19 protein-coding genes and 2 tRNA genes are annotated in these 24754 nt (G+C 27.5%); 18 read left to right on the top strand and 3 right to left on the bottom strand.

The features are described from left to right. The 5 genes from DA803_RS06540 to DA803_RS06525 all read left to right on the top strand — a co-directional run bounded on the left by DA803_RS06540 (nucleotide 1) and on the right by DA803_RS06525 (nucleotide 8396). Nucleotides 1–1146, top strand: a complete 1146-nt coding sequence (locus DA803_RS06540; protein WP_114191069.1) for a hypothetical protein — start codon at nucleotides 1–3, stop codon at nucleotides 1144–1146. 131 nt (nucleotides 1147–1277) lie between these two features. Beyond that, nucleotides 1278–1724: a hypothetical protein gene (locus tag DA803_RS02650; protein WP_114191068.1), complete on the top strand. Its 447-nt coding sequence runs from the start codon at nucleotides 1278–1280 to the stop codon at nucleotides 1722–1724. Next, nucleotides 1724–2875 (top strand): hypothetical protein, encoded by a 1152-nt coding sequence (locus DA803_RS06535; protein ID WP_114191067.1) that lies wholly within the window; start codon nucleotides 1724–1726, stop codon nucleotides 2873–2875. The genes DA803_RS02650 and DA803_RS06535 overlap by 1 nt, the downstream gene beginning before the upstream one ends. Before the next feature lie 566 nt (nucleotides 2876–3441). Continuing rightward, a complete protein-coding gene (locus DA803_RS06530) occupies nucleotides 3442–5883 on the top strand; it encodes an MAG2960 family serine endopeptidase lipoprotein (protein ID WP_114191066.1) in 2442 nt (813 codons plus the stop codon). Nucleotides 5884–6275: 392 nt separating this feature from the next. Next, nucleotides 6276–8396, top strand: a complete 2121-nt coding sequence (locus tag DA803_RS06525; protein WP_114191065.1) for an MAG2960 family serine endopeptidase lipoprotein — start codon at nucleotides 6276–6278, stop codon at nucleotides 8394–8396. Between the two features lie 300 nt (nucleotides 8397–8696). Here the strand turns inward: DA803_RS06525 and pyk are convergent, their stop codons facing one another. Further along, nucleotides 8697–10118 (bottom strand): pyruvate kinase, encoded by a 1422-nt coding sequence (gene pyk, locus DA803_RS02630; protein WP_114191064.1) that lies wholly within the window; start codon nucleotides 10116–10118, stop codon nucleotides 8697–8699. A 203-nt stretch (nucleotides 10119–10321) separates the two neighbouring features. Between pyk and DA803_RS02625 the strand changes: the two genes are divergently transcribed. The 7 genes from DA803_RS02625 (at nucleotide 10322) to DA803_RS02595 (ending at nucleotide 16466) form a co-directional block, all read left to right on the top strand. After that, nucleotides 10322–11509, top strand: coding sequence for a phosphopentomutase (locus DA803_RS02625; RefSeq protein ID WP_170120271.1), 1188 nt, complete (start codon nucleotides 10322–10324; stop codon nucleotides 11507–11509). A 247-nt stretch (nucleotides 11510–11756) separates the two neighbouring features. Next, nucleotides 11757–13190 (top strand): proline--tRNA ligase, encoded by a 1434-nt coding sequence (gene proS / locus DA803_RS02620; protein WP_114191062.1) that lies wholly within the window; start codon nucleotides 11757–11759, stop codon nucleotides 13188–13190. Nucleotides 13191–13212: 22 nt separating this feature from the next. Continuing rightward, nucleotides 13213–13512 carry a thioredoxin family protein gene (locus DA803_RS02615; RefSeq protein ID WP_114191061.1) on the top strand — a complete coding sequence of 100 codons (300 nt, stop codon included), beginning with the start codon at nucleotides 13213–13215 and terminating at the stop codon, nucleotides 13510–13512. 29 nt (nucleotides 13513–13541) lie between these two features. Further along, a complete protein-coding gene (locus DA803_RS02610) occupies nucleotides 13542–14360 on the top strand; it encodes a Cof-type HAD-IIB family hydrolase (RefSeq protein ID WP_114191060.1) in 819 nt (272 codons plus the stop codon). 209 nt (nucleotides 14361–14569) lie between these two features. Continuing rightward, nucleotides 14570–15445 (top strand): SAM-dependent methyltransferase, encoded by an 876-nt coding sequence (locus DA803_RS06520; protein ID WP_114191059.1) that lies wholly within the window; start codon nucleotides 14570–14572, stop codon nucleotides 15443–15445. Then, nucleotides 15445–16239 carry a hypothetical protein gene (locus tag DA803_RS06515; RefSeq protein WP_211305578.1) on the top strand — a complete coding sequence of 265 codons (795 nt, stop codon included), beginning with the start codon at nucleotides 15445–15447 and terminating at the stop codon, nucleotides 16237–16239. The genes DA803_RS06520 and DA803_RS06515 overlap by 1 nt, the downstream gene beginning before the upstream one ends. A 32-nt stretch (nucleotides 16240–16271) precedes the next feature. After that, nucleotides 16272–16466 (top strand): hypothetical protein, encoded by a 195-nt coding sequence (locus DA803_RS02595; RefSeq protein WP_114191058.1) that lies wholly within the window; start codon nucleotides 16272–16274, stop codon nucleotides 16464–16466. A gap of 3 nt (nucleotides 16467–16469) precedes the next feature. Here the strand turns inward: DA803_RS02595 and DA803_RS02590 are convergent, their stop codons facing one another. Continuing rightward, complete coding sequence (locus DA803_RS02590; RefSeq protein WP_241854600.1) at nucleotides 16470–17360, bottom strand: 5'-3' exonuclease; 891 nt, start codon at nucleotides 17358–17360, stop codon at nucleotides 16470–16472. Further along, a complete protein-coding gene (gene dnaE, locus DA803_RS02585; RefSeq protein ID WP_114191056.1) occupies nucleotides 17353–20355 on the bottom strand; it encodes a DNA polymerase III subunit alpha in 3003 nt (1000 codons plus the stop codon). The genes DA803_RS02590 and dnaE overlap by 8 nt, the downstream gene beginning before the upstream one ends. A gap of 286 nt (nucleotides 20356–20641) precedes the next feature. Between dnaE and DA803_RS06510 the strand changes: the two genes are divergently transcribed. The 6 genes from DA803_RS06510 to DA803_RS02555 all read left to right on the top strand — a co-directional run bounded on the left by DA803_RS06510 (nucleotide 20642) and on the right by DA803_RS02555 (nucleotide 24681). Continuing rightward, nucleotides 20642–21508, top strand: a complete 867-nt coding sequence (locus DA803_RS06510) for a replication initiation and membrane attachment family protein (protein ID WP_114191055.1) — start codon at nucleotides 20642–20644, stop codon at nucleotides 21506–21508. A gap of 13 nt (nucleotides 21509–21521) precedes the next feature. Continuing rightward, complete coding sequence (locus DA803_RS06505) at nucleotides 21522–22451, top strand: hypothetical protein (protein ID WP_114191054.1); 930 nt, start codon at nucleotides 21522–21524, stop codon at nucleotides 22449–22451. Between the two features lie 153 nt (nucleotides 22452–22604). Continuing rightward, a tRNA-Cys gene (locus DA803_RS02570) sits at nucleotides 22605–22679 on the top strand. 6 nt (nucleotides 22680–22685) lie between these two features. Next, nucleotides 22686–22762: transfer RNA gene (locus DA803_RS02565), tRNA-Arg, on the top strand. 97 nt (nucleotides 22763–22859) lie between these two features. Continuing rightward, nucleotides 22860–23885, top strand: a complete 1026-nt coding sequence (hrcA, locus tag DA803_RS02560) for a heat-inducible transcriptional repressor HrcA (RefSeq protein WP_114191053.1) — start codon at nucleotides 22860–22862, stop codon at nucleotides 23883–23885. Next, the gene (locus DA803_RS02555; RefSeq protein ID WP_114191052.1) at nucleotides 23878–24681 is read left to right on the top strand and encodes a nucleotide exchange factor GrpE; all 804 of its coding nucleotides are present in this window, start codon (nucleotides 23878–23880) and stop codon (nucleotides 24679–24681) included. The genes hrcA and DA803_RS02555 overlap by 8 nt, the downstream gene beginning before the upstream one ends. The last annotated feature ends 73 nt before the right edge of the window (nucleotides 24682–24754 follow it).

Here is a 24754-nt window from a genome sequence, read left to right as displayed (position 1 = left end):
ATGAAAAGAAAAAACTTAAAAATAAACTTAATTTTAGGAATTGGAGTAGCAGCGGCCACAGTGCCAATTGCTGCTGTTTCTTGTTTTAAAGAACTAACTCCTGAAGAGAAGAAGTTTAATGAATATAAAAGAAGATATATAAACGCCAAAAATTATGTTTTTGATGATTTTGAAGATTTCACCGTTAACAAAGATCACGTTTTATATCCAAAAACCAATGTCGCAGATGATAATTTTGTAAATATTTATAACGATTTTAATAGGTGATATGATGATTTTTCTTACAAATATAAAATTTTCAGAGATGTCATGAAAAAATATGGACCAGAAGAAATTAAAAGGTTGAAGGTACATTATACTAAAGAAGTAAAAATTAATTTAAATCCGCATGATTTTAAAGATGGCGATTGAAACTACTCGCTTTTTGAAAATAAAAATGTTACAAAATGGCTTATTAATAAAGATAGATTTGTGGAGATGTTGGTTAAAATTCTTAATTTGCCAAACTTAAACACCAATATTGCCGTTTCTGGTCTTGATATGTATGAATATCTCAAAGTAAGAAAATCTTTCGTTGAGTATAGATTAAATCCTGATGCTCCTTCATTTAAAGAAAATCCCCCTGGATATTGATCTAAGCTGACTTTTAGTTCTGATTTTTGAAGGCAATCTTATGATAGGGATAAAAATGAATTTAAGGCATCATCATGATATGGAGCTTATCCTAATTTTAACGCCTTTAACACTTTAAAACCGTCTAGTATTTACGTTAAACCTAAATTAATGCCGGGAATGAAGGATAATGGTTTTAATGATAGTAGTCATTCAGTTACTCTGAAAAGCTATGAATATGATGGTGTTGATTCAGTTTGATATCCGAGAAGAGATAAAAGATTAAGGGAGTATCCGCGTCATATTCTTTACGAGGGAATGTTTTTCTTTATTAGAGTTAATGACGATCCTGAAATTCGTTGAGATTTATCTTCATTCGGATTAAACGAAGATTTATATTATTTTTATGATTATAAAATTCAATCATATGAAAATAAAGAGCTTTTCTCTGACTTCGAATTTAAAAATAAAGAAGGCACTAAAATAAAAGAAATTCTAAATCCGTGAAAAAATGTAGACCCATCTAAATATTAGTTTTTTGCTCTTTATTTATCAATAAATGAGAAAAAACTAATTAGCAGTAAAGTCGGCGAAACACATTATTAGACACTTTAAAAAATCATGCTTTTTTAAATATTGAAGATGATATTAATCTTAGTTTAATAATGAAAAAAACATTTATCGCAAAAGATGAAGACAAATTTATATTTAATAGTCCATATAATGAAGAATTAACTTTTAATGATAAAGAATTTAAAAATTTTAAAGAACAACTTGAAAAAACTGGCGTTACTCCACGTGTTAAGTTTAAAATAGAAAAACTTCAAAATTACTTAAAATCAAATGGACTAAACGTTAATGATTATTTATTATCATTTAATGATCCTGAAATCATTTTACAAAATTATCGCTTACTTCTAAATAGTCTAATACTTCCATCTCGTCAAAAAGCATATTATGTTGATGGGGATAAAAAAAATCTTCTTGATTTAAACTTTTTTGATTTATGAGAAATTGAAATAAATAAGCGCAAATATCATTTTGCTACTCTCGAAGATTTGAACAAATTTGTCTATAAATACATCAATATTTTTAAAAAGGAAATAAAATAATGAAAAGGAAAAACTTAAAAATAAAATTAATTTTAGGAATTGGAGCGGCAGCGGCCACACTGCCAATTGCTGCTGTTTCATGTTTTAAAGAACTAACTCCTGAAGAGAAGAAGTTTAATGAATATAAAAGAAGATATATAAATGCCAAAAATTATGTTTTTGATGATTTTGAAGATTTCACCGTTAATAAAGCTCACGTTTTATATCCAAAAACCAATGTCGCAGATGATAATTTTGTAAATATTTATAATGATTTTAATAGGTGATATGATGATTTTTCTTATAAATTTAAAATTTTCAGAGATGTTATAAAAAAATATGGACCAGAAGAAATTAAAAGGTTGAAGGTACATTATACTAAAGAAGTAAAAATTAATTTAAATCCGCATGATTTTAAAGATGGCGATTGAAACTATTCGCTTTTTGAACATAAGGATGTCGCAAAATGAGTTATTAATAAAGATAGATTTATAGACATGTTGGTTAAAATTCTTAATTTGCCAAATTTAAACACTAATATTGCCGTTTCTGGTCTTGATATGTTGGATTTTGATAAGGCAAGAAAATCTTTTGTTGAAGCTAAAATAATCCAAGATGGGCATTTACATATAGTAAATCCTCGCGGATATTGATCTAAGCTGACTTTTAGTTCTGATTTTTGAAAACAATCTTATGACAAGAATAAAAATGACTTTAATCCATCATCATGAGAATGGCTTTCTGATTTTGATGCTTTTCATAGTTCAAATTTTTATGAACTTTATCTTAAACCTAAATTAATGCCGGGAATGAAAGATAATGGCTTTAATGCTGATAGTCATTCAATTACTCTAAAAAGTTATGAAGATGATGAGGTTTATTCAATTTGATATCCAAGAAGTGATAAAGATTTAAGAGAATATCCACGTTATATCCTTTATGAGGGAATGTTTAAATTTAAGACAATTAAAGACGATCCTAAAATTCGTTGACATTTTTGAAAGTTCTTAACAGAGACAAAGAAGAAATTATATTATGTTCATGATTACACAATTCAATCATATGAAAATAAAGAGCTTTTTTCTGACTTTGAATTTAAAAATGAAGAGGGCGCTAAGGTAAAAGAAATTCTAAATCCTTGAAAAAATGCAGATCCATCTAAATACTACTAATAATATTTATCGATAAATGAGAAATAATTAATGAAAATTCAAATTAGACAATAAAAAATATATGTGTAATTTGATTTTTTTCATACAAAATAAAAAATTTAAATAATTTTAGCTAATTAAAAAATATCTATTATGTAACCTTTTATGTTATTAATATAAAAAAAATTAGCCATAAACTTGGCAAATATTTCTTTTAAATTTTTCTTTTTTAGCACTAAAATTAGTTAATTTTATTTTATTCAAAATTTAAGGATTTTTTAAATGACTTTAATAATCTTTAAAAAGCTAGTTGATGAAATTTACATTATTTTTCAACATTATCACGCATAATTCTGTAAAAATTAAACTCTAAAATTGTTATAGAAATGATTAAATTAAATATTATTTGATTTAAATAGTTGTTTTTATTATGTTTTATAGGTTTTATTTAGTCCGTTTTTAAATGATGAGAAAATTCATATATAATTTTAGAATAAATTGAATTTTTGTTATCTACAAGTATATTACTTTTATTACTATGCTAGGTTACGCTTGTGATAGTAAAAAAAGTCAAAAAAGGAGTAAAAATGAAATTTAATAAAAAACTTTCATTATTGTTATCAGTTGGAGCATTATCAATCTCTCCTATTTTTATTGTTGCAAGCTGTAAAATAGAACAGCCCAAAATTGATGACAAAGAAAAAAATTCTAAAATTGAAAAAGGTAATGTTGATAAAAGCGATTCCAGAGATAATAGCAATTCCAATAAAAATGAAAGTAGCAAACCTGATAAAAATAAAAATGAAATTTCTAATGATAAGCAAAATGATGATAGTAATATACTAGATCCTAATAATGATAAGAACAACGCCAGCGATAATAGCAATTCCAAGAAAAATGAAAATAGCAAACCTGATAAAAATAAAAATGAAATTTCTAATGATAAGCAAAATGATGATAGTAATATACTAGATCCTAATAATGATAAGAACAACGCCAGTGATAATGATTCAATTAACAAAGAATCTGATGCTAAACAGCCAGATCAATCTAAAAACGAAAAGCAAGAAGAAAAAAATAATAGTGATATATATAAAGAAACAAATTTATTAGAAAAATTTAGTTTAAATCTAAATCAAATTTATGATTCAGAAAATAAGAAATACTACTCACCTGAAAAGATTTTTACTTCTACTAATTTATATAAACGTAGTGTAATGGAATTAAAACAATTTTTAAAAGAGCAAGGCAGTAATTTTGATGCTAATACTTCTGCTAATTCAGAGAAGTTTTTAGAAAAAATTAGAAATATCGGTACATATGGCAATTATGGCAGTACTCCAGAAGAAAAAATTAATTATTATACTGAATATTACAAACGTAATTTAATGACCGAGGCTAAATATCTTGATAGATTTGATGCAATTGACGAAAATAGGTTTATCGCAATGACTAATGATAATGTATCTAAGAAAATTGAGAAAATAATTAAAGATAATCCTTTTGGTTTTCTCCCTTCAAATTTAAGTCAATTTTTCTACTATATTCAATTAGACACGATTAAATATCTACTAGATTTCCCAGAAAAAATTCAAGATATCAAAGCTAATTATGATGATAAAGTAGGTTCAATTAGTCTGCTAATTATTACACCTAATAATAAATATAAATATGAATTTAATCGTGAAAATTCAGAATTAAAAAATGATAATGACTTTTACAAATATATTCATGATAGAACATTTAGCTTAGGCTTTAAATATTTGGTGACAAAACAAAATCCATTTGGTGGATCTAGCGAAATAATTCAAGAAGGTTCTACAGGTACAGCTTGAGTGCTTGATAGAATAAAAAATTCAGATGCTCCAAAAGGTTTTTACGAATTTGTTATTGCCACAAATATTCATGTTTTAAATTGGGCAGATGCATTTGATAAAAGTAAATCTAAGCACTATTTTAGAAGTAAAGAAGAAGAAGACGCTTGATTTGGAGGATTTTATTTTGATAGATATTGACGCCTTGAAACAGAGAAAAAGCATGGCAAAAATAATAAAACCTATGATAAAATTACGAACTTACCTGCTAACCGTTATAAATATTATTTCGGGCCACTTTATTCAAAAAATTCGGCTCCTACAAATTATGATTTTAGCAAAAACGAATTTCTAGATGTAGATTTGAAAGATAAAGAAGGACAAACAAATATTTGACGTGCTTATCTTGACATGATTCTATACACACCACAATTTGATTCAAAGTCAATAAAAACAAGAAAAGATAATGCTAATTTATTCTTTAAACCAGGATATGATCAAAGAACAAGAATTGGCGAAACCCCATATGGTGGAGGTGATATTGTTCTGACAAAATGACGTTTAACTGCTAGCGAAGTTGAAGAACTTTTTCCAACTCTTTTCCCACTTCTTGAAACAGAAAAAGAAAAGGATTGATACATTGGATTAGGAAATGAAGATTCAGATTCAAAAGAATTAGAATCAGTAATACAAACACATTTTGCTGGTGGTTATCCCGTTAATAGTAGCACTGATAATAATATTAGTTTTAAAGTAACCAAATCAACTGGTGGAACAATTGTTACTCAACCAAGAATTGTTGATGATTCAGAATTTCTTGATTTATGAGTAAGATATGACCAAGACAAAAACAAAAAGTTTAATCCTTTAAATGAAGATTGAAAAAATTATGAGGAACAATTTCTAGAAAACGTTGAACACGGTATGAGATTGCGTGTATTAAATCAATTGCCAAGAATGTATATGAAAAATGATTTTGCTTTAGATTCAGGTTCAAGTGGTTCTATGGTTATCAATTCAAGATTTAATGTAATAGGGATTAATTTTCTAAATGTTCAGGAACTTGATGATGCTAATTCAAAAGGAAATGCTTTAGTTTTATTTAAATCTTCAAATGAATACAATCCCGAACAATTTTCAGGAGATATTAAAAAAGATTTTATTAAAACGCTTAAAGAGAAAAAAATCATAACTGTTAAAATGAATAATTCATAAATTTAGTTTATAAGAATTTGAATTTTACTAAACCTTATACTTATAAAATGGAGAACTAAATATCTAAATTTGTTAAATATATCTTTAAAAATTGCTCTTTTGGAAACAAAAATTAGGCAATTTTTTTATTCAAAATTTAGAATTATTAAATTAGTTTTAATCAAAATGGAATGACACATAAAAAAATATTAAAGTGAAAATAAATATAAAATACAAGTTAAATGATTATTTTTTTATATTATGTAGGCTTAATTTATGCTATTTTTAAGTGATTTATAAATTAATATATAATTTTAGAATAAATTAAAGTTTTGTTATCTATAAGTATATTATTTTTTATTACTATGTTAAGTGATAGTTTTGATAGTGAACAAAAATAAAAAGGAGTCAAAATGAAATTCAATAAAAAACTTTCATTATTGTTATCAGTTGGAGCTTTAACGGTAGCACCTATTTTTATTGTTGCTAGTTGTAAAAAAGAGCAACTTAAGGATAGTAATAAAATTGACAAAAAGCCTGAGATTAAGCAACCAGATGAATCTAAAAACAAAGAGCAAGAGAAAAAAAACGATAGTAGTATAAATAAAAAAACAAACTTATCTGAAAAGTTTAGTTTAGATTTAAGCCAAATTTATAATTCAGAAAAAAAGAAATACTACTCACCTGAAAAGATTTTTACTTCTACTAATTTATACAAGAAAAGTCTAATTGAATTAGACGAGTTTTTAAAAGAACAAGGTAGCAATTTTGACGCTAATACTCTTACTAATTCAAAAAAGTTTTTAGAAAAAATCAAAAATATCGGCACATATGGTAACTATGGCAGCACTCCAGAAGAAAAAATTAATTATTATACTGAATACAATAGGCGTAGTTTAATGACTGAAGCTAAATATCTTGATAGATTTGAAAAAATTGATGAAGGCAATTCTATTACAATGACTAACGGCAGCACATTTGAAAAAATTAAGGGAATAATTAAGGATAATCCCTTTGGTTTTCTCCCTTCAAATTTAAGCCAATTTTTCTATTATATTCAATTAGACACAATTAAAGGCTTATTAGATTTTCCAGAAAAAATTCAGGATATCAAAGCTAATTATGATGATAAAGTAGGTTCAATTAATCTACTAATTATTACACCTAATAATAAATATAAATATGAATTTAATCGTGAAAATTCAGAATTAAAAAATGATAATGACTTTTATAAATATATCCATGAAAGAACATTTAGCTTAGGTTTTCAGTATTTGGTAACAAAACAAGATCAATTTGGGGGATCTAGCAGAATAAGAGAAGAAGGATCTTCAGGTACAGCTTGAGTGCTAGATAGAATAGAAAATCCGAATGTGCCCAGAGGTTCTTATGAATTTGTTATTGCCACAAATGCCCATGTTTTAAATTGAGCAAGTGCCTTTGATAGAAGTAGATCTAATCACTATTTCAAAAGTGATCAAGAAAGAGAAGATTGATTTGGGGGATTTTCTTTTGAAGAATATTCACCTTCTAATAAAGAAATAAAACAAAGTGGTAAGTTTAATAAAACCTATGAAAGAATTACAAATTTACCCAAAACTCATTATGAATATCTTTCTAGACCGGTACATTCAAAAAATTTATTTTCTCCCGATTACGATTTTAGTAAAAATGAATTTGTTGATGTGAATCAAAGATTGGCACATGCCAATATTTGACGCTCTTATCTTGATATGATTCTATACACACCGCAATTTGATTCAGAGTCAATAAGAACTAGAAAAGATAATGCTAATTTGTTTTTTAAACCTGGATATGATAAAAATAAAAGAATTGGCACAACTCCATATGGCGGCGGTGATATTGTCCTAACGAAGTGACGTCTAACTCGGAATGAAATTAAAGAACTTTTCCCAACTCTTTTCCCACTTCTTGAAACAGAAGAAGAAAAGGATTGATACATAGGACTAGGAAATGAAGATTCGGATTCAAAAGAATTAGAATCAGTAATACAAACCCATTTTGCTGGTGGTTATCCTATTAATAGGAGCAATGATGATCGAATTAGTTTTAAAGTAACTAAATCAACTGGTGGAACAATTGTTACTCAACCAAGAATTGTTGATGATTCGGAATTTCTTGATTTATGAGTGAGATATGATAAAAACAAAAACAAAAAGTTTAATCCTTTAAATGAAGATTGAAAAAATTATGAAAAACCATTTGTGAAAAGTATAGAACACGGCATGAGATTGCGTGTATTGAATCAATTACCAGTAATGTATATGAAAAATGATTTTGCTTTAGATTCAGGTTCAAGTGGTTCTATGGTTATCAATTCAAGATTTAATGTAATAGGGATTAATTTTCTAAATGTCGAAGAACTTGACAATCCTAACTCAAAAGGAAATGCACTAGTTTTATTTAAATCTCCAAATAAATATAAACCTGATCAATTTTCGGGAGATATTAAAAAAGATTTTATTAAGCTACTTAAAGATAAAAATATTAAAACTGTTAAAATGAATAATTAATGAGTTTAGATATTCTGCTAAATTAGCGCCATGGTGTTTTAATTACTACTTATTTGCTTCAGTATGTGAATTGCTATTGAAGCATTTTTTATTTATACAATTTTTACTCTTACCATTACTCAAATTATAAAAATGAAAGTAAATCTAAATTTTGATAACAATAGAGATTGATGAATTATAAGAATATAATCAAAATTGCTTCAATTTGTAGATCAAGAAGATTTTTCACGCAATAAATTGAAATAAAAAACTCACAGCATATCTGTGAGTAATTTTAAAGTAAACTAATAATTTCTACTTTTAGTATTCATGTGTTGTAATATTTAAACTATCCACAACAATAAATTTATCACCTTTTTTCGCACCATATTTTTCTAAAATGGTATTAGCAGCATCGTGATTATATTTAATAAGTGCTCTTACTGCTTCAGAATGTCTTTCACAGAAGACACTTGAAGTAACTCCAAAACTTCATACTAGTTTGTCATCACTAACAACACCAATGATATATGAGTTAGGACGATATTTAGAGATTTCTTTTAGTAATTTTCCACTGTGGCTTAATACAATGGTAAATTTATATTCGCCTTTTTCTAAAATTTTTGCTACTTCATATGCTATTAGCATTCTTGAGCTTGGATTATTAGCAACTATTTCAATTTGGTGTGCATAAAATGGATCGGTGTAGTATTCTTTTTCAGCTCTTTTAGCAATTTTTGACATTGTGCTAACAGCTTCATAAGGATATTTTCCACTAGCAGTTTCGCCTGATAGCATTGTTGCATCTGCTCCAATTTCAACGGCAAAATAAACATCAGTTACTTCCGCTCTTGTAGGTAGGGGAACGTTTTCCATTGAATCAAGCATTTGTGTAGCAACAATTACTTCTTTTCCTGCTAAACGACATTTGCGAATAATTCTTTTTTCATAATAAGGAACATCATAATAAGGAATTTCTAAACCTAAATCACCTCTGGCAATCATAATTCCATCACTAGCTTGAATGATTTCATCAATATTATTAATTGCTCTTTGTGATTCAATTTTAGAAATGATTTGAATATGTTTTCCATTGTTCTCATCTAAAATTTTACGGATTTCCATAACATTTTTAGCTGAATTAACAAATGATGCAGCAATATAGTCAACTTTATAGTGTGCTCCTCATTTAATATCTTCTTTATCTTTATCACTTAAAAATGGAATAGAGAAATCAACACCTGGGATATTAACTCTTTTATTAGTTTTTAGATTATGTCCATTAACTGTTTCCACAATTACTTCCATTGGTTTAACTTCTTTAACAACGGTTACTAATTTTCCATCATCTAATAAGACTTGATTTCCCGCTTTCACATCTTTATCCATTCGGTAAGAGATTGAAATAGCTTTTTCATCACCGATTAAATTCTTGTATGATTCTTCATCAGTTTTAATTGAAAGAATTGATTTAGGGGCAATATAGCATAAATCGTTTTTCATTTTTCCAATTCTAATTTCTGGGCCTTTTGTGTCAAGCATCAAAGAGATAGGAATGTCTAATTCTTTTGAAATTGCTCTTGCAGTTTCAAATTTATTTTTATGTGTTTCGGGACTTCCATGTGAAAAGTTAACTCTGATTGTGCTAACTCCTGCCTCAATTATTTTTTTCATAACTTCATAGTTTTCAGAAGCTGGACCAATTGTTGCAACAATTTTGGTCTTTTGTTCATTAAAATTCATTGTTTTACCAACCTTAATATATTATTTACTTCTTAATTTTATCATTAAATTCACGGATAATATGTAATGCTTTATTTTGTAGTAAAATAATTAATATAAAGTATTATTTTTTTTACTCATATTTATGATTAATTTATAAATTTACACAGCAAAAAACTTAATAAATTATTGTTATAAAATAGAGAGGTAACATATATTTAATTATGGCAAAATTTAAAAGAGTATTTTTTATTGTAACTGATGGACTTGGAGTCGGTTCTGAACCAAGACAAAAAGAATTCAATGATGTTGGAGCAGATAGTTTGTTTCATGCTTCTGAAGTTCTACCCTTAGAAATTCCAACATGAAAAAAATTAGGAATTACTGAAATTGCAAAAATTGCTGGACACAATGCTAAAAACAAAAATCCACTAGCTTATATGGCAAGAGTTCATGAGATGTCAAATGGTAAGGATACCTTAACTGGACATTGAGAAATGATGGGAATTTACACAAAAGTTCCTAATCCACAATTTACTGAAAAAGGATTCCCTGATGATTTAGTAGCCGAACTTTCAAAAGCTTTTGATAACCGTAAAATTATCGGTAATCGTAATGCGTCAGGAACAGTTATTTTACAAGAATTAGGACATCAACACATTCAAAATGGCGATATGATTATTTACACATCGCCAGATTCAACTCTTCAAATTATTGGAGATGAAAAAACACTTGGTGTAGAAAAACTTACAGAATATGCCAAACGTGCACGGGCAATATGTTCATCAAAACCTGAATGAAATGTAGCAAGAGTTATTTCACGGCCATTTGTTTTTGAAAATGGGAAATTCACAAGAACATTCAACCGTCATGACTTTGCTAATAAACCAACTGGACACATTATTTTAGAAGATTTACAAAATAAAGGCATTGAAGTTGTTGCAATAGGAAAAATTAACGATATTTTTACTCATGTCGGAATTGACAAAGTTTATGGACCTGCTTCAGATGATGAAAATATGGATATCGCTATTGATATTGCTTCATCAGATTCAACAAACCAATTAGTTTTTGTTAACTTGGTTCAATTTGATAGTCACTATGGTCACCGTGAAGATCCAATTGGTTATAGTGAAAATGTTTCAAGATTTGACATTAAGTTAACTAAGCTAATTAATGCTATGAAATCAGATGATTTATTAATAATTACATCTGATCATGGAAATGATCCAACTAAAGGATCTGATCATACTCGTGAAGCTCTTCCACTAACCATTTTTTCAAAATCATTTAAAAATCCAAAAATTCTTGGAGTTGTAAATGGATTAGGAACTGCCGGAAATATTGTGGCAAGAAACTTTGAAGTTCCAACCGTTTCGACTGGTGAAGATATTTTCGATGATTTAGTTTAGTTAATATTTCACTAATTATCTATACTAACATTAAGCATAACGGCAAGTTGGCTTAATGTTTTTAATTTATATTGCTAAATTTATAAATTATGCAAAATTTTAATGGAAATTCATTCTGACATTTTAATATTAAACATTTCAAAATATTGAATACTTAAAATTTAGCAATATTTTTATAAATTTTTTTTTATTTAATTTATCGATAATTTCGTTTGCAAAAATTAAAAACATATAAAATATAATAAGTATGAAAAAGCTAGAAAAAATAACTCCGCAAAATGAAGATTTTGCTAGGTGATATACAGATGTTATCAAGAATGGTGATTTAATGGCCTATGGAGCTTCAAAGGGTTCCATAATCTTTAAGCCATTATCTTTTGGTATTTGAGATAATATTAGACTAATTTTAGATAGAGAATTTAAAAAAGCGGGAGTTCAAAATGTTAATTTGCCGCTATTAATTCCGGAAAGTTTATTAGCAAAGGAAAAAGAACACTTAGAAGGTTTTAATCCTGAACTCGCAACCGTTACTGAAGTTGGCGGTAAAAAATTGAGCGAAAAATATTACATTCGTCCTACTAGTGAAACTTTATTTGGAGATTTTTTTAAAAATGAAATCAACTCTTATAATGATTTACCATTAATTTACAATCAATGAGTTAATGTTTTGAGATGAGAAAAAACTACTAATCCATTTTTAAGAACTCGAGAATTTCTATGGCAGGAAGGCCATACAATGCACTCCGATCCCAAAGAAGCAAAAACATTAACACTAAAAATGCTAAAAATCTATAAAAAATTTGTTAATGACTATTTAGCAATTCCAGTGATTGACGGCGAAAAAACCGAACATGAGAAATTTTCAGGGGCAGATTTTACCTACACAATTGAGGCAATGATGAAAGATGGCAAAGCACTTCAAGCTGGTACAAGTCATTACCTTGGACAAAATTTTAGTATGCCTTTTGATATTACTTTCAAAAACAAGGATAATAAACTTGAATACGCTTACGGAACAAGTTGAGGTGTTTCAACTCGACTAATTGGCGCACTAATCATGACTCATGGAGATGATCGCGGAATTATAATTCCACCAAAAATTGCTCCTATACAAGTTGACATTCTTGAATTATTTGTTAATAAAGAACCTAAAGTTCATAATTTAGCAGTTTCAATAGAAAAAACCTTAAATAAAATAGGTATAACTACTAAAATTGATGATTCAGATAAGGGTGCGGGATTTAAAGCATCAAACTCTGAAATTCATGGGACACCAATTAGAATAGAAATTGGACCCAGAGATTTAGCAGAAAATCGCATTTTATTAGTGAGACGTGATACACTCGAGAAATTTCATGTCTCAGTTGATGACATTAAAGAAACAGTCAAAGAAATGCTTGAAGAAATTCAGAACAATTTATATAAACAAGCAGAGGAAAGATTAATAAAAAACCTTGTTGAAGTTAATAATTTTGAAGATTTCAAAACAGCTATTTCAAAAGGTCATTGGGTTATTGCAAATTTCGCTGGTAATGGCGAAGATGAAGTAAAAATCAAGGAATTAACGGGAGCTTCAACACGTTGTATGCCGTTTAAGCTTCCAATTAAATTAAAAGATGATAAATGTTTCTTTAGTAATAAAAAAACAAAAAAATGTGTTATATTTGCTAAAGCATATTAAATAATAAAAAAGGAGAAAATATATGTTAAAAAAATTAACTCACGCAGAATTGGGTGACCAACACCTAGAAGGCAAAGCAATCGTAGGATTTAGAGCTACATGATGTCCTCCATGCCAAATGTTAGGACCAGAACTTGAAATGTTAGCAAAAGATCACGCTGATATTAATGTTTTTGATCTAGATGTAGACCAAAACCAAGAATTCGCTCATGAAATGGGTGTTTCATCGATTCCTTCACTATTTTTCTACCAAGATGGTAAACTTGTTGATAGAACAGTTGGTTACATTCCTGCTGACGAACTTGTTAAAAAATTTAAATAATAGAAATTCATTCTAATTTTCGAGTTACAATGTTAGATTTAAAACCACGCGCATATTTTTTAGATTTAGATGGAACCTTTTTAGATTTACCTAAAACTGAAAACAAAGTTAGTGAAGACAATATTAATACCGCTAGACAATTAAATGACCAGGGAATTCCAGTCATTATTTCAACTGGCCGTCGCAATTCAGAATTTGTACTTAATTTGGCAAATAAAATCAACTCCCCATACATTATTTGTCAAAATGGTGGTTTGATTGTCGATAAACATAATAATATTTTAAAGAAAAGTGAAATTAAAAGAGATACTGCTCTGAAAGTAATTGAAATTTTGAAAAAAGAAAAAATGTTTTTCATGATTAATAGCCTTCCAGTTATTTACGGAGCCTCAACAAAAGTTTTTATGGCTAAGCCATGAACGAAAAAAATGGAAATAAAGAAGTATGATGAAATTCCACAAATATCAGATGTTACTAAAATTTTAACTTTTGGTAAACTTTCAACTATTGCTATTAAGAAATTGAAAAATCGGCTAGAATCATATTTCTTTAATTTGAAATTTCACGTTGTGTCAAAAGGCTGAAGTATTGAAATAAATGACATGAATGCCACTAAAGGAATTGCCAACTCATATATTTGTCAATTGCTAAATATTGATCCAAAAAAAGCGGTTCATTTTGGTGATTCAGGTAATGATATTTCCGTGAAATCTCATGTTGGAGCATTTGTTGTTATGAAAAATGCTCCACGCAACATTAAAAAACATGGCGATATGATTGCTTATTCATATAAACATGGCGGTGTGGCAAAAACTATCAAAAATCTTTTTATAACCAAAAACAATTAATGAATTAAAATCAATAAATTTTTATGTTATCTTAAAAAAATAATGTTTATGCACAGCAAAATTGCTGTGTTTTTATTAATTTTAATTTATTGTATGAAATTCATAATTTTCTATTCTTTATTAATTAAATAATATAAAATAAATGTATTATTTATTATCTAACTTTTTAATTAACTAAATTAATATTGCAGCAATATATGGAGAATTTCATGAAAAAAAATAACAATAAACTTGACCAATTTTATACCAACCCTTTAATTTGCAATCATCTTGTGGAAGTTGTAAAAAAATTGATACCTAATCAACTAGATCATGAAATCTTAGAACCATCAGCCGGCACAGGAAATTTTATCGATGCGCTAATAGACATCGCTAAAGTTAAAAGAAGACATATAATTGCTTATGATATTGAACCAAAGGCCGATAATATTGAAAAAAAAGACTATTTAAAAGAGAATATTATTTTTAGTGATAAACGTTTTGTTATAGGCAATCCCCCATTTGGTTATCGTGGCAAGCTTGCTTTAGAGTTTTTAAATAAAGCGCTAAGTGAGGCAAATTATGTTGCTATGATTTTACCTAATATTTTTCAAAGATATTCAATTCAAAAACAAGTAAATAAAAATGCTAAACTAATTTATGTTGAAACTTTAGGTGATGATTCATTTATCGTAAATGATAGAAAATATGATGTTAAATGTGTTTTTCAAATTTGAACCATAGAAAATACTTCTGACAGTGATATGCGCATAAAAGAAGCGCCTGCCATTCGTCATCAGGATTTTAAGACTTTTATTCACAATAATACAGAGAACACTTTAAAGTATTTTGATAAATCTAAATATAAGTGAGATTTTGCTGTTCATCGACAAGGCTATTATGATTATAATCTCAAAATAACTAATCCTAAAAAGCTAATAAAGAATCGACAATATTTCTTTGTTAAAGTAATTAACGATCAAGCATGAGATATAATTAATAAAATTGATTTTAAAAAATTATCTAAATCAAACACTCAGGTTTATGGTTTTTCAACAACTGATTTTGTTGAGGAGTATAAAAGACTTAAAGGAGAAAAATTTTAATGCGATTATCAGCTATTTTTAAAGAAATTAAAAATTCAGCACGCTATTATGCAACCTCAAGTTCTGGAGAAGATTTTGAAAATAAGTTTATAATATCACTTCGCAATGGTGGTTTTAGTCGCATTAACGCAGGTAAAAATTTTGAAGAAGCTAAAAAGGAAATCAAAAAATGTGAAAAAAACCCCATCTTTCAAGATGAAGTTTATTTTCAAAATATTCTCAAAAACATAAAAAATAAAATTTTGGCAAAAACATCAACTGAATTAGTGCAAAATCCATTTAAACAATTTAATGACTATTTTATTTATCAACCTTATGGTTCACAAAATTTTCCAGATTTTTTAGTTTTTACAAAAAAATATATCATTCCAATTGAAATTAAATTTTCACAAAATCACTCTGGGCATGATACGAAAAAATTATCATCTCGACCAGTATGAAATTCAAATTTACCTAAATCCAATGCCATATATTTATACGCAATTTCTGGCGCGGATACAACATTTTTCAAAGGTTCAGATGTTATTGACAATGATGTGATAAAAATTTTAATTAATTATTTTAAGAATTTAGATAAAAATACTGATTCATTAAATAATGCCTTGTCAAAATATGAAAATAATTTTGGCTTTTATCCTTACATAAGAAAAGCTTATGAGCAAAAACTAGAAAAATCCACTTATTTTGAAAATGGCAAGAAAGCAATTGAAAGTTATTTTTCTTCAAAAAGAGAGCAAAGAGAGAATAATGTAATCAATTTTTTTGAACGGATCGAAAACGAAAGCGATAATTAGCATTATAATTTATAACAAATTGGAATGTAATTATGATAGAAAATAAAAGAAAAAAAGGGATAAAAATATCAATCATTGTTTTTGGAATGATAGCAGTCCCCACCTTGGTTGGCATGGGAGTTGCAGTAAATTATGCAACAACTAACAAAGCAAAAAACGCTCTAGATAAAAATCCTACCCCTATGGAAAATAATGATAAAACAAAGTTAGATAATAGTAAAAATTAGTAATTAGTTAAATTCAGATAAAGCTCTGAATTTTCTTTTTAGTGAATTTAGCTCTAATTCATCAAAAAGCTTCAACGCGTTATCGGTTAATTGAATTTTCGTAATAGCTAAATCATCAATGTTTGGTAAATTTAGATCAAAATCTGTGCATAATGTTGCCATAAATTTATCGCGCATGGCTGCTTCTTTGTTATCAATAAGTTTTTTTGCTACAGATGGTTTAATTCTGTCAATGTTGTGATAGATATTCTCTAAACTTTGATATTCATTTAAAAGATTTATTGCTGATTTATTTCCAATTCCTAAAATTCCTTTAAAATTATCGCTAGCATCGCCTACCATGGCTTTATAATCAATTACTTGGTTTGGTAAAAAATTATAATATTCTTTAAAATTGTGGCGATTTAAAATAATCATTTCACCTTTAATTTTTTTCAATATTGCGACATTTTCATCAATTAATTGATTAAGGTCTTGATCACCAGAAAAAATTAGAATACTTGCTCCTTTAAAATGATTAACTGCTTTTGCAATAATATCATCAGCTTCATAACCATCATAGTACTGATTTTGAACGTTTATTGCCGACAGGATCTCTTGAATTGTATCTAATTGATTGTAAAATTCAATTGGTGCTTTTTGTCTACCAGCTTTATAATCTTCATAAATGTTGTGACGAAAAGTTTTAATTTTTGAATCAAAAGCAAAATAAATATGAGTTGGTGAGTAATTTTTTATTAGCAAATTAACCGTGTTGAAAAAACCAACAATAGCATTGGTTTGTATTCCGGACGCAGTTTTTAAAATATTAGGATTTGGACCATATGCTGTTGCATAATATGAGCGGTAAGCTAAATATGTTCCGTCAATAATTAATAGTTTTTGATTATTCATTTCTAATTTTCCAATCTCTTAAAATTATTTTGTCGCCTTTATCTTTTATGACTTTAATTTCTACTAAATGATCTTTTAGATTTTTTAGCTCATTATATTTTTCATTAGTAGTATTTCATAAAAAGGCAATTGCAGTTTGCGTTGAGTCTTGAAAACTCAATATAACGTAATTTTTATTTTGTTTAGTAATACCTAATTTGACATTTAGACAAATGGCTACTGTAATGTATTCATTGCCAACATGCATATCGCTAAATCTTGAACCATCTTTTTCATAATTAGCTGTGCGAGAAGCGTTATAAACCTGACCTAACAATTTTCTTTCATTTTCTTCTTCAGTTTTATAATCACTTTCATATATATTTGTTGGTCGATAGTTGAGTATTTGGTCTTTAACTTTTTCTCAAGGTTGATTTTTATTTGCTTCAATTCAGAGCAATAAATCGCTATTTTCACTTTCAATTTCTTTTAATAGTGTTGCCTGGTTGTAATTAAAAATCCGCATTGCGTTTGCCTCAATTAATGTTCTAATTGTTGCTAAACCAAAAGATTTAATATTAAGCAAACAATATAGAGCATGTTGAAAGTTTATGTATGTTTTATTTTCAGCTCGGTTGTTTAAAATTACTTTAACAATTTCATTGCCAATGCCCTTGATCATATTTAAAGGAAGAATAATAGCATTATCTTTAATAATAGCATTATTTTCGGAGTTTACAATATTTGGGGATACTATTTGAATGTTCATCTTTTTAGCTTCATTGATATATTTTAATATTGTTTCATGTGAACCATGTGCTGAAGAAATACATGCTGCATAAAATTCAAGTGGATAGTGAGCTTTTAAGTATGCCATTTGATAGCTTATAATGGCATATGAAATAGCATGTGAGCGATTAAATCCATAGTCAGCAAATTTTTCAATACTATCAAAAATCATTTTTGCAGTTTCTTGTTCATATCCATTATTAACGGAATTGCTAATAAATTTTTGTTTTTCTTCTTCCATTTCATCACTTTTTTTCTTGGAAATTATTCTTCTAAAATTATCAGCTTCTGAAAATGACATATTTGCAACTGTTTGTGCGATTTGCATAATTTGTTCTTGATAGACAATAATGCCATATGTTTTAGCAACGATTTCATCATATTCGGGGCTAATTTTCGGAACAGCTTCATTTCCAAATTTACGAGCGGCATATTTGGGAATATTAATCATTGGCCCAGGACGATTAAGAGAAATAATAGCAGTAATATCTTCAAAGTCATTGACCTGAATTTTTTCTAATGCGCGAATCATAATCGCACTTTCTAGTTGAAAAACTCCAACACTATTTCCGGCACTTAAAATCGCAAAAGTTTTTGAATCATTTAAAGGTATATTATCTAAATCAATTTTAATGTTTAATCTCTTTTCAATTAAATCTTTAATTTCTTTAATAGTTGTTAAAGTTTTAAGTCCAAGAATATCCATTTTTATTAGTCCAAATTTTTCTAAATACTCCATACTTACTTGTGTTTGTTGAATAGCATTATCAACTAATAGAGTTGGAACATAACTGATAATTGGCTTTGAACTAATAACAAGTCCAGCGGCATGTGTTCCGGTTTGCCGATAGAAGCCAGCAATTCGGTTAGAAACATTTAAAATTTTATCAACAAAATTTGAATCTTCATGGTTAATTCTTGACAGTTCAAGTGAAAATTTTGCATTCTTTTGATACTCTTCTAATAGATTCTTATCATCAGGTGAAATTAGTTTCGAAACGCTATCAATTTGTTTTGGAGCAATATTATTTACTCGCATAACATCACGAATTGAAGATTTTTTGCCAAGCGATGAAAAAGTAACTATATTTGCGACATTATCAAAACCATATTTATTTACTAAATAATCAATAACATCTTGCCTTCTATCATCTTGAACATCAATATCAATATCTGGCATTGATACTCGATCAATATTTAAGAATCTTTCAAAAATAAGATTGAATCTAATTGGATCAACATTGGTGATTCCGAGTAGATAACTAACTAACGATCCGGCCGCGCTTCCCCGACCTGGTCCTATTGAAATATTATTATTTTTTGATCATTTAATTCAATCTTGAATGATTAAAAAATAATCTTCTAGTCGCATTTTTTTTATAACTGAAAATTCGTGGTTTAACCTGATTTGATATTCTTGCGTTCAATTGTTTTTGCTAAATTTTGATGTTATGGCTTTTTTTAATAAAGATTGTAGATATTCAATTGAACTAAGATTTTCGTCATTTTGAAATTGAGGAAGAGAATAGTCATGGTATGGAATTTCAAAATATATTTTTTTTGCAAATTCATTAGTATTATTAATTATTTTTTTAAAATTTGCGTCATTGTTGTCATCTTCGATTTCAAAGCGACATGGTTCATATATATCTTGAAAACTTTCTTCTTTTCGCATCAAATTTAAGGTAGCAATAATTTCATTATCAGCAAACTGAAAAATAACATTGTGATTTATAACTAAACAGTGATCTTCACCAAATGCTAAAAAAGCTGCTTTACTATTTTCAAAATCTATCGGTAATATGCCACAATAATGATTTTTAAGAGCTATTTTTTTTCCAGTTTTTTTAAAATACCCAAAAATAGGATGCTCGATGAAAATTAAATTTCTAAATTCATCTAAGTTTTCTATTTTAATAAAATGATTAGCTAGTAGATAGTAGGATAATTTTTTTAAAATCTCGAAATCGGCTAAATTTTTAGCAAAAACGATAAATTTATATAACTTTGTTTCAATTTCGATATCACATTCTAAGCCAAAAATTGGTTTTAAGTTAGTATTTTCACATAATTTTTTAAAATAACCTAAGCTAAATAAATTGTTATGTTCAGTGATCGCAAAATATTCGCCACCGCTTTTTTTGAGTTTTTCAACAAATTCTTTAGGTTGGATGCAACTTTTTAAAAATGAGTAAGTGGTATTTAAGTGTAAATTGATTAATTTCATAAAATTAATTATAAATGTTTTCTAATGCTTGCCTTGCTTAATTAATAAAAAAATAATAAAAATTTTAGATTTTAATTTGCAACTAGAAATTATTATTTTATTATTTGAAATTGTTAATAAATCATTTTGTGGTAAAAAAAAACTTTAAAATAAGTGCGTTTGTAAATAAGGATTATGTTGATAATTAAGGGCGATAAATGCCAAAATAATTCATTTAATAAATAATTGCAGATTTTTTTAATCTAGTTATTTAGAATTATATTGCGAGATGATATAGGAGGATGTTATGGAAAGTTTTTTTTATGTCGAAAATTCAGTTGATATTAATGTTTTTGATTTAGAAAATTTAAGGTTGTTATATCGTCCTTTAGTTGGCAATGACGGAATTTTGCTATATGAATTTTTATTTGACTCTAACAATTTGCACCATAATCAGCAAATTGAATTGAATCTTATTTTAGAATCATTAGATTTTGATGAAAATAAATTATTAGAAGTTAAATCTAGATTAGAATCAATTGGTTTAATTAGATCATATAACGTAAATAAAAATGAGTTTCTATTTGAACTTATTAAACCATTATCGGCTAATCAGCTAGTTAGCAACTCATTTCTATCAAACCAATTAATTCAAAAAATTGGTGAAGATCGTTATTTGAGAATTGTTAGCGCAAAAATTAACCCAAAATTTGATAAATCTAAAATGTCAGAATGTTCTAGAAAAGCATATGAAGTTTATAGCAATGAAGATTTTAATTCAATTTTAAAAAATGACAAAATTAATATTCTTGCGCGTAATTTAAATTTTCTAAAAAAAACTGCAACTCCAGATCAGTTTATTTCTTCTTATACTAATCTTTCGTTAAGTCCAAGTCAAATTAAAATGATTGATAAACTAAAAAAGTTAAAATTTGATAATGCTTGCATTAATGCTTTTATTAATTATTCCATTAATGTAAACCATTCGATTGTTTGTGCATATATTGAAAAAATTGCCACAACCTATGCCCACCGTAATTTATTTTGCGCTGATTCAATTGATTTGGAACTTTCAGCTGCTATTTTAGCTAAACAAAAAAATAACTCTTATAATAATAAAAATAAAATTTATAGTAGTAATGACGATGATAATGAACTGGAATGAGAAAATTAAATAAGGAGAGCTAATGAATTTAAAAAAAGATATTGCAAAATTATTTGGAAAAGATTTTTTATCAAATTTTGATCCCAAAGAAGAATCTCAAAAGCTGCTTATTCATCCCAAGATTCAAGAAATCATTAATAAATTTAATTTAACGCCTGAACAAGTGGAAAAAGGTATGTCACTTTTGCAGCGCTTCTATAACTATTTAATTAATAATGATGATAAAGAACCAGACTGAAAGTTAACTGTTGATGCCTATAATAATCTACAAATTGATTTTTCAAGCAATCATTTTTTTCTAAAAAAGAAACAAGAAGATAATTTTTGATTAACAAATATTACCAAGCTTGAAAACGAGTGAAAATTATATTTTGATACTCCTAATAAAAAAAGTCCGACAAAAATTCACACTGAGGCCAAATTAGCTTTAAATTATTTTGATAAAGCTCTTATTTCTGAAATTAAAAAAATTACTTCGCTAAAAAGCAAAAAAGGCTTTTTCTTAGTTGATAGTAATTTTGTTAATGCTCAAGCCATTATGAAATATTTAGCATTTTTACTGGGAACAACAAAAAATAAGACCGTTGCCTTTTTAGATGTTAATCAATTTTTTAATCATACTATGAATAATTATCGAAATAATAAGCACGAAGAAAATGAAATGATTAATAATTATTTAAACCGCGTCGATTATTTATTTTTGAATAATTTTGGGATTGGTGCTAAACCCGAATTATTTGTTACTAATTTGATCGCAACTTTGAATCAGAGAGAATTGGATGAAAAACCAACTTTTATAACTTCATTAATTGATATTACTTTAAATAGCGTTTCGATTATTAACACTACTACTAATAAATTAGAACGTAATCCACGAATTAATGGTGTTGAAAAGCTATTAAAAGGCACTATAAATCGCACAATGGCAAAATTTATTGCTAAAAATAAATAATTTAAATAAATAAAATCAAATTAACTTTCATATAGTATATAATTTTTTTATATTTTCATTAATATAGTATAAAGCGTCCCTCTACGCTTTTTCTTTATTTTGCACAAAAATTAGTAATATAATATATAATATTAATTGGAATTATGGCCATGTGCCACCATAGCCAAACGGCCAAGGCATAGGTCTGCAACACCTTGATTACCGGTTCGAATCCGGTTGGTGGCTCCATATAATGCGCCCGTAGCTCAATTGGACAGAGTGTTTGGTTACGGCCCAAAAGGTTGCGGGTTCGACTCCTGCCGGGCGCGCCATTTCAGGAAACTGACTAAAAGTGCATTTCGCATTTTTTTTTCCCATTTTTTGGCAATAATGGCTTTTAGGTGCTAAAATAGTGCTAATGAGGATAATATGAATCACGATTTTAAAGATGAAAAAATAAATGCAAAATTAGCCCACTATTTCAAGTTAATTGTCGATATGTACATTGAAACAGGTGAACCAGTTGGTTCGCAAAAACTTGTTGAAGAGCAAAAATTAAATTGCTCATCGGCAACAATTAGAAATATTATGGCAGAACTTGAAAAACGTAATTTTTTAGAAAAACCACACACCTCAGGTGGTAGAGTTCCTTCGGCAAAGGGACTTGAATATTATGCTAAAAATTTGGTATACAATCCTCTTGAATATTTTGATGAACGTTTAGAAGATCTTTTAGCTAAGAGAAGAATAAGCATTGATTCAACATTAGATGAAGCAGCAAAAATTGTTGGACAAATGGCAGGATTTGCCATTGTTGCTACATCTAATAATTTATATGAAACTTTGAAAAGCATTCAACTAACAGCTTTGAATAGTGCTTCAGCGGTTGTTGTATTAGTAACAAGCGGCGGCAATGTTCAAAATAAAATCTTTAACTTTGACAATGGTGTTGAACTTAATGATTTACGAATTGCTATTAGGTTGTTTAAAGAACGCTTAATTGATACTCCCTTAATTGAACTTGCTTCTAAAATTCAATCATTATCGCCAATTTTTAGCAAGCAAATAAAAAATTATGAAGTAATTATGCAGAAATTTATTAAGACTATTTTTAGGTTTGAGGAAAAAATTGAAAATAAAGCCTTCAACAAAAGTGCTATAATTTTATCTGAAAAAATTTCACGAGAAGAGATAGCAAAACTGTTTGATTTAATAGAAAATCATTCTGTGTGAGAAGCGATAGAAAACAATTTAGATGATGAAAATAACATTAAATTAGATGTATCCAGACCTAATTTGAATATTATTTCCAAAAAAATTGATTTTGTAAACAGTGAAAACATTAAAGAAATTAGCATAGTTGGACCTAAAAATTTAGACTTTAAAGAATCATTTGAAGCAATAAATATTTTAGAAAAAATTATTAAAGATAGGAACGGGAACAAAGATGAGTAACAAAATAAATGAATTTGACTATGTTGAATTTGTGGTTTTAGATAAACCAAAAAAACATTATAATGATGAAGAAGTTCAAAAGGGATTTTTTAAAACAAATACTTTTAGTAAAGAAATCGAAGAAGCATTTGAAACAATGGAAATTGATGAAAATAATGAAATCAAATGCAAATTGGAACAAGGAGATTCAATAATTAGAATTATTAAAAAAACCGAAACTCCAGAACTTTATAGAAGTGTTCTTGAAAATTACAATAGATCACATAATGATGTAATAGAAGCTCAAACAAAAGCAGTTAGTTTATTGCAAAAAGTAGAGCAACTAAATTCTGAAATTGTTGAAAATGAAAAGAGTTTTAGAAAACAATTAATTGAATTCCAAGAAAAAGCTCAAAATCAATTAAATGAGCATAAACAAAAAAATGATGAGCATATTGCTAACCAAACAAAAGAAATAAAAGATTATGCTTTACAATCTTTTTTAGAAGATCTTTTAACACCATTAAACAATTTAGAAATTGCCGTTAATAGTGCTAAAGGAATTGATAATTCAATCGTTCAAAACTTTGTTCGTGGATTTGAGATGCTATGTAATCAAATCGACGTTATAATGAATGAACATGGTGTGGAAAAAATTATTCCTGCTATCGGCGATAAATTTGATCCTAACATTCACCAAGCATTTGAAGTAACTGAAGAAGGCAATGAATCTGAATCAATTGTTATGGTTAAGAATATCGGATATAAACTTCACAATCGAACTATTAAACCTGCATTGGTAATTGTGAAAAAATAGAAGTCTCATTTTTATAAAGCATTAGATAAATAAGTTTAAAATATATAATGCTTTATTTTAATTAATTAGCGAA

Source organism: [Mycoplasma] phocae (genome assembly GCF_003332325.1).
Lineage (GTDB): Bacteria > Bacillota_I > Bacilli_A > Mycoplasmatales > Metamycoplasmataceae > Metamycoplasma > Metamycoplasma phocae.
This window is presented reverse-complemented; position numbering and strand designations above follow the sequence as displayed.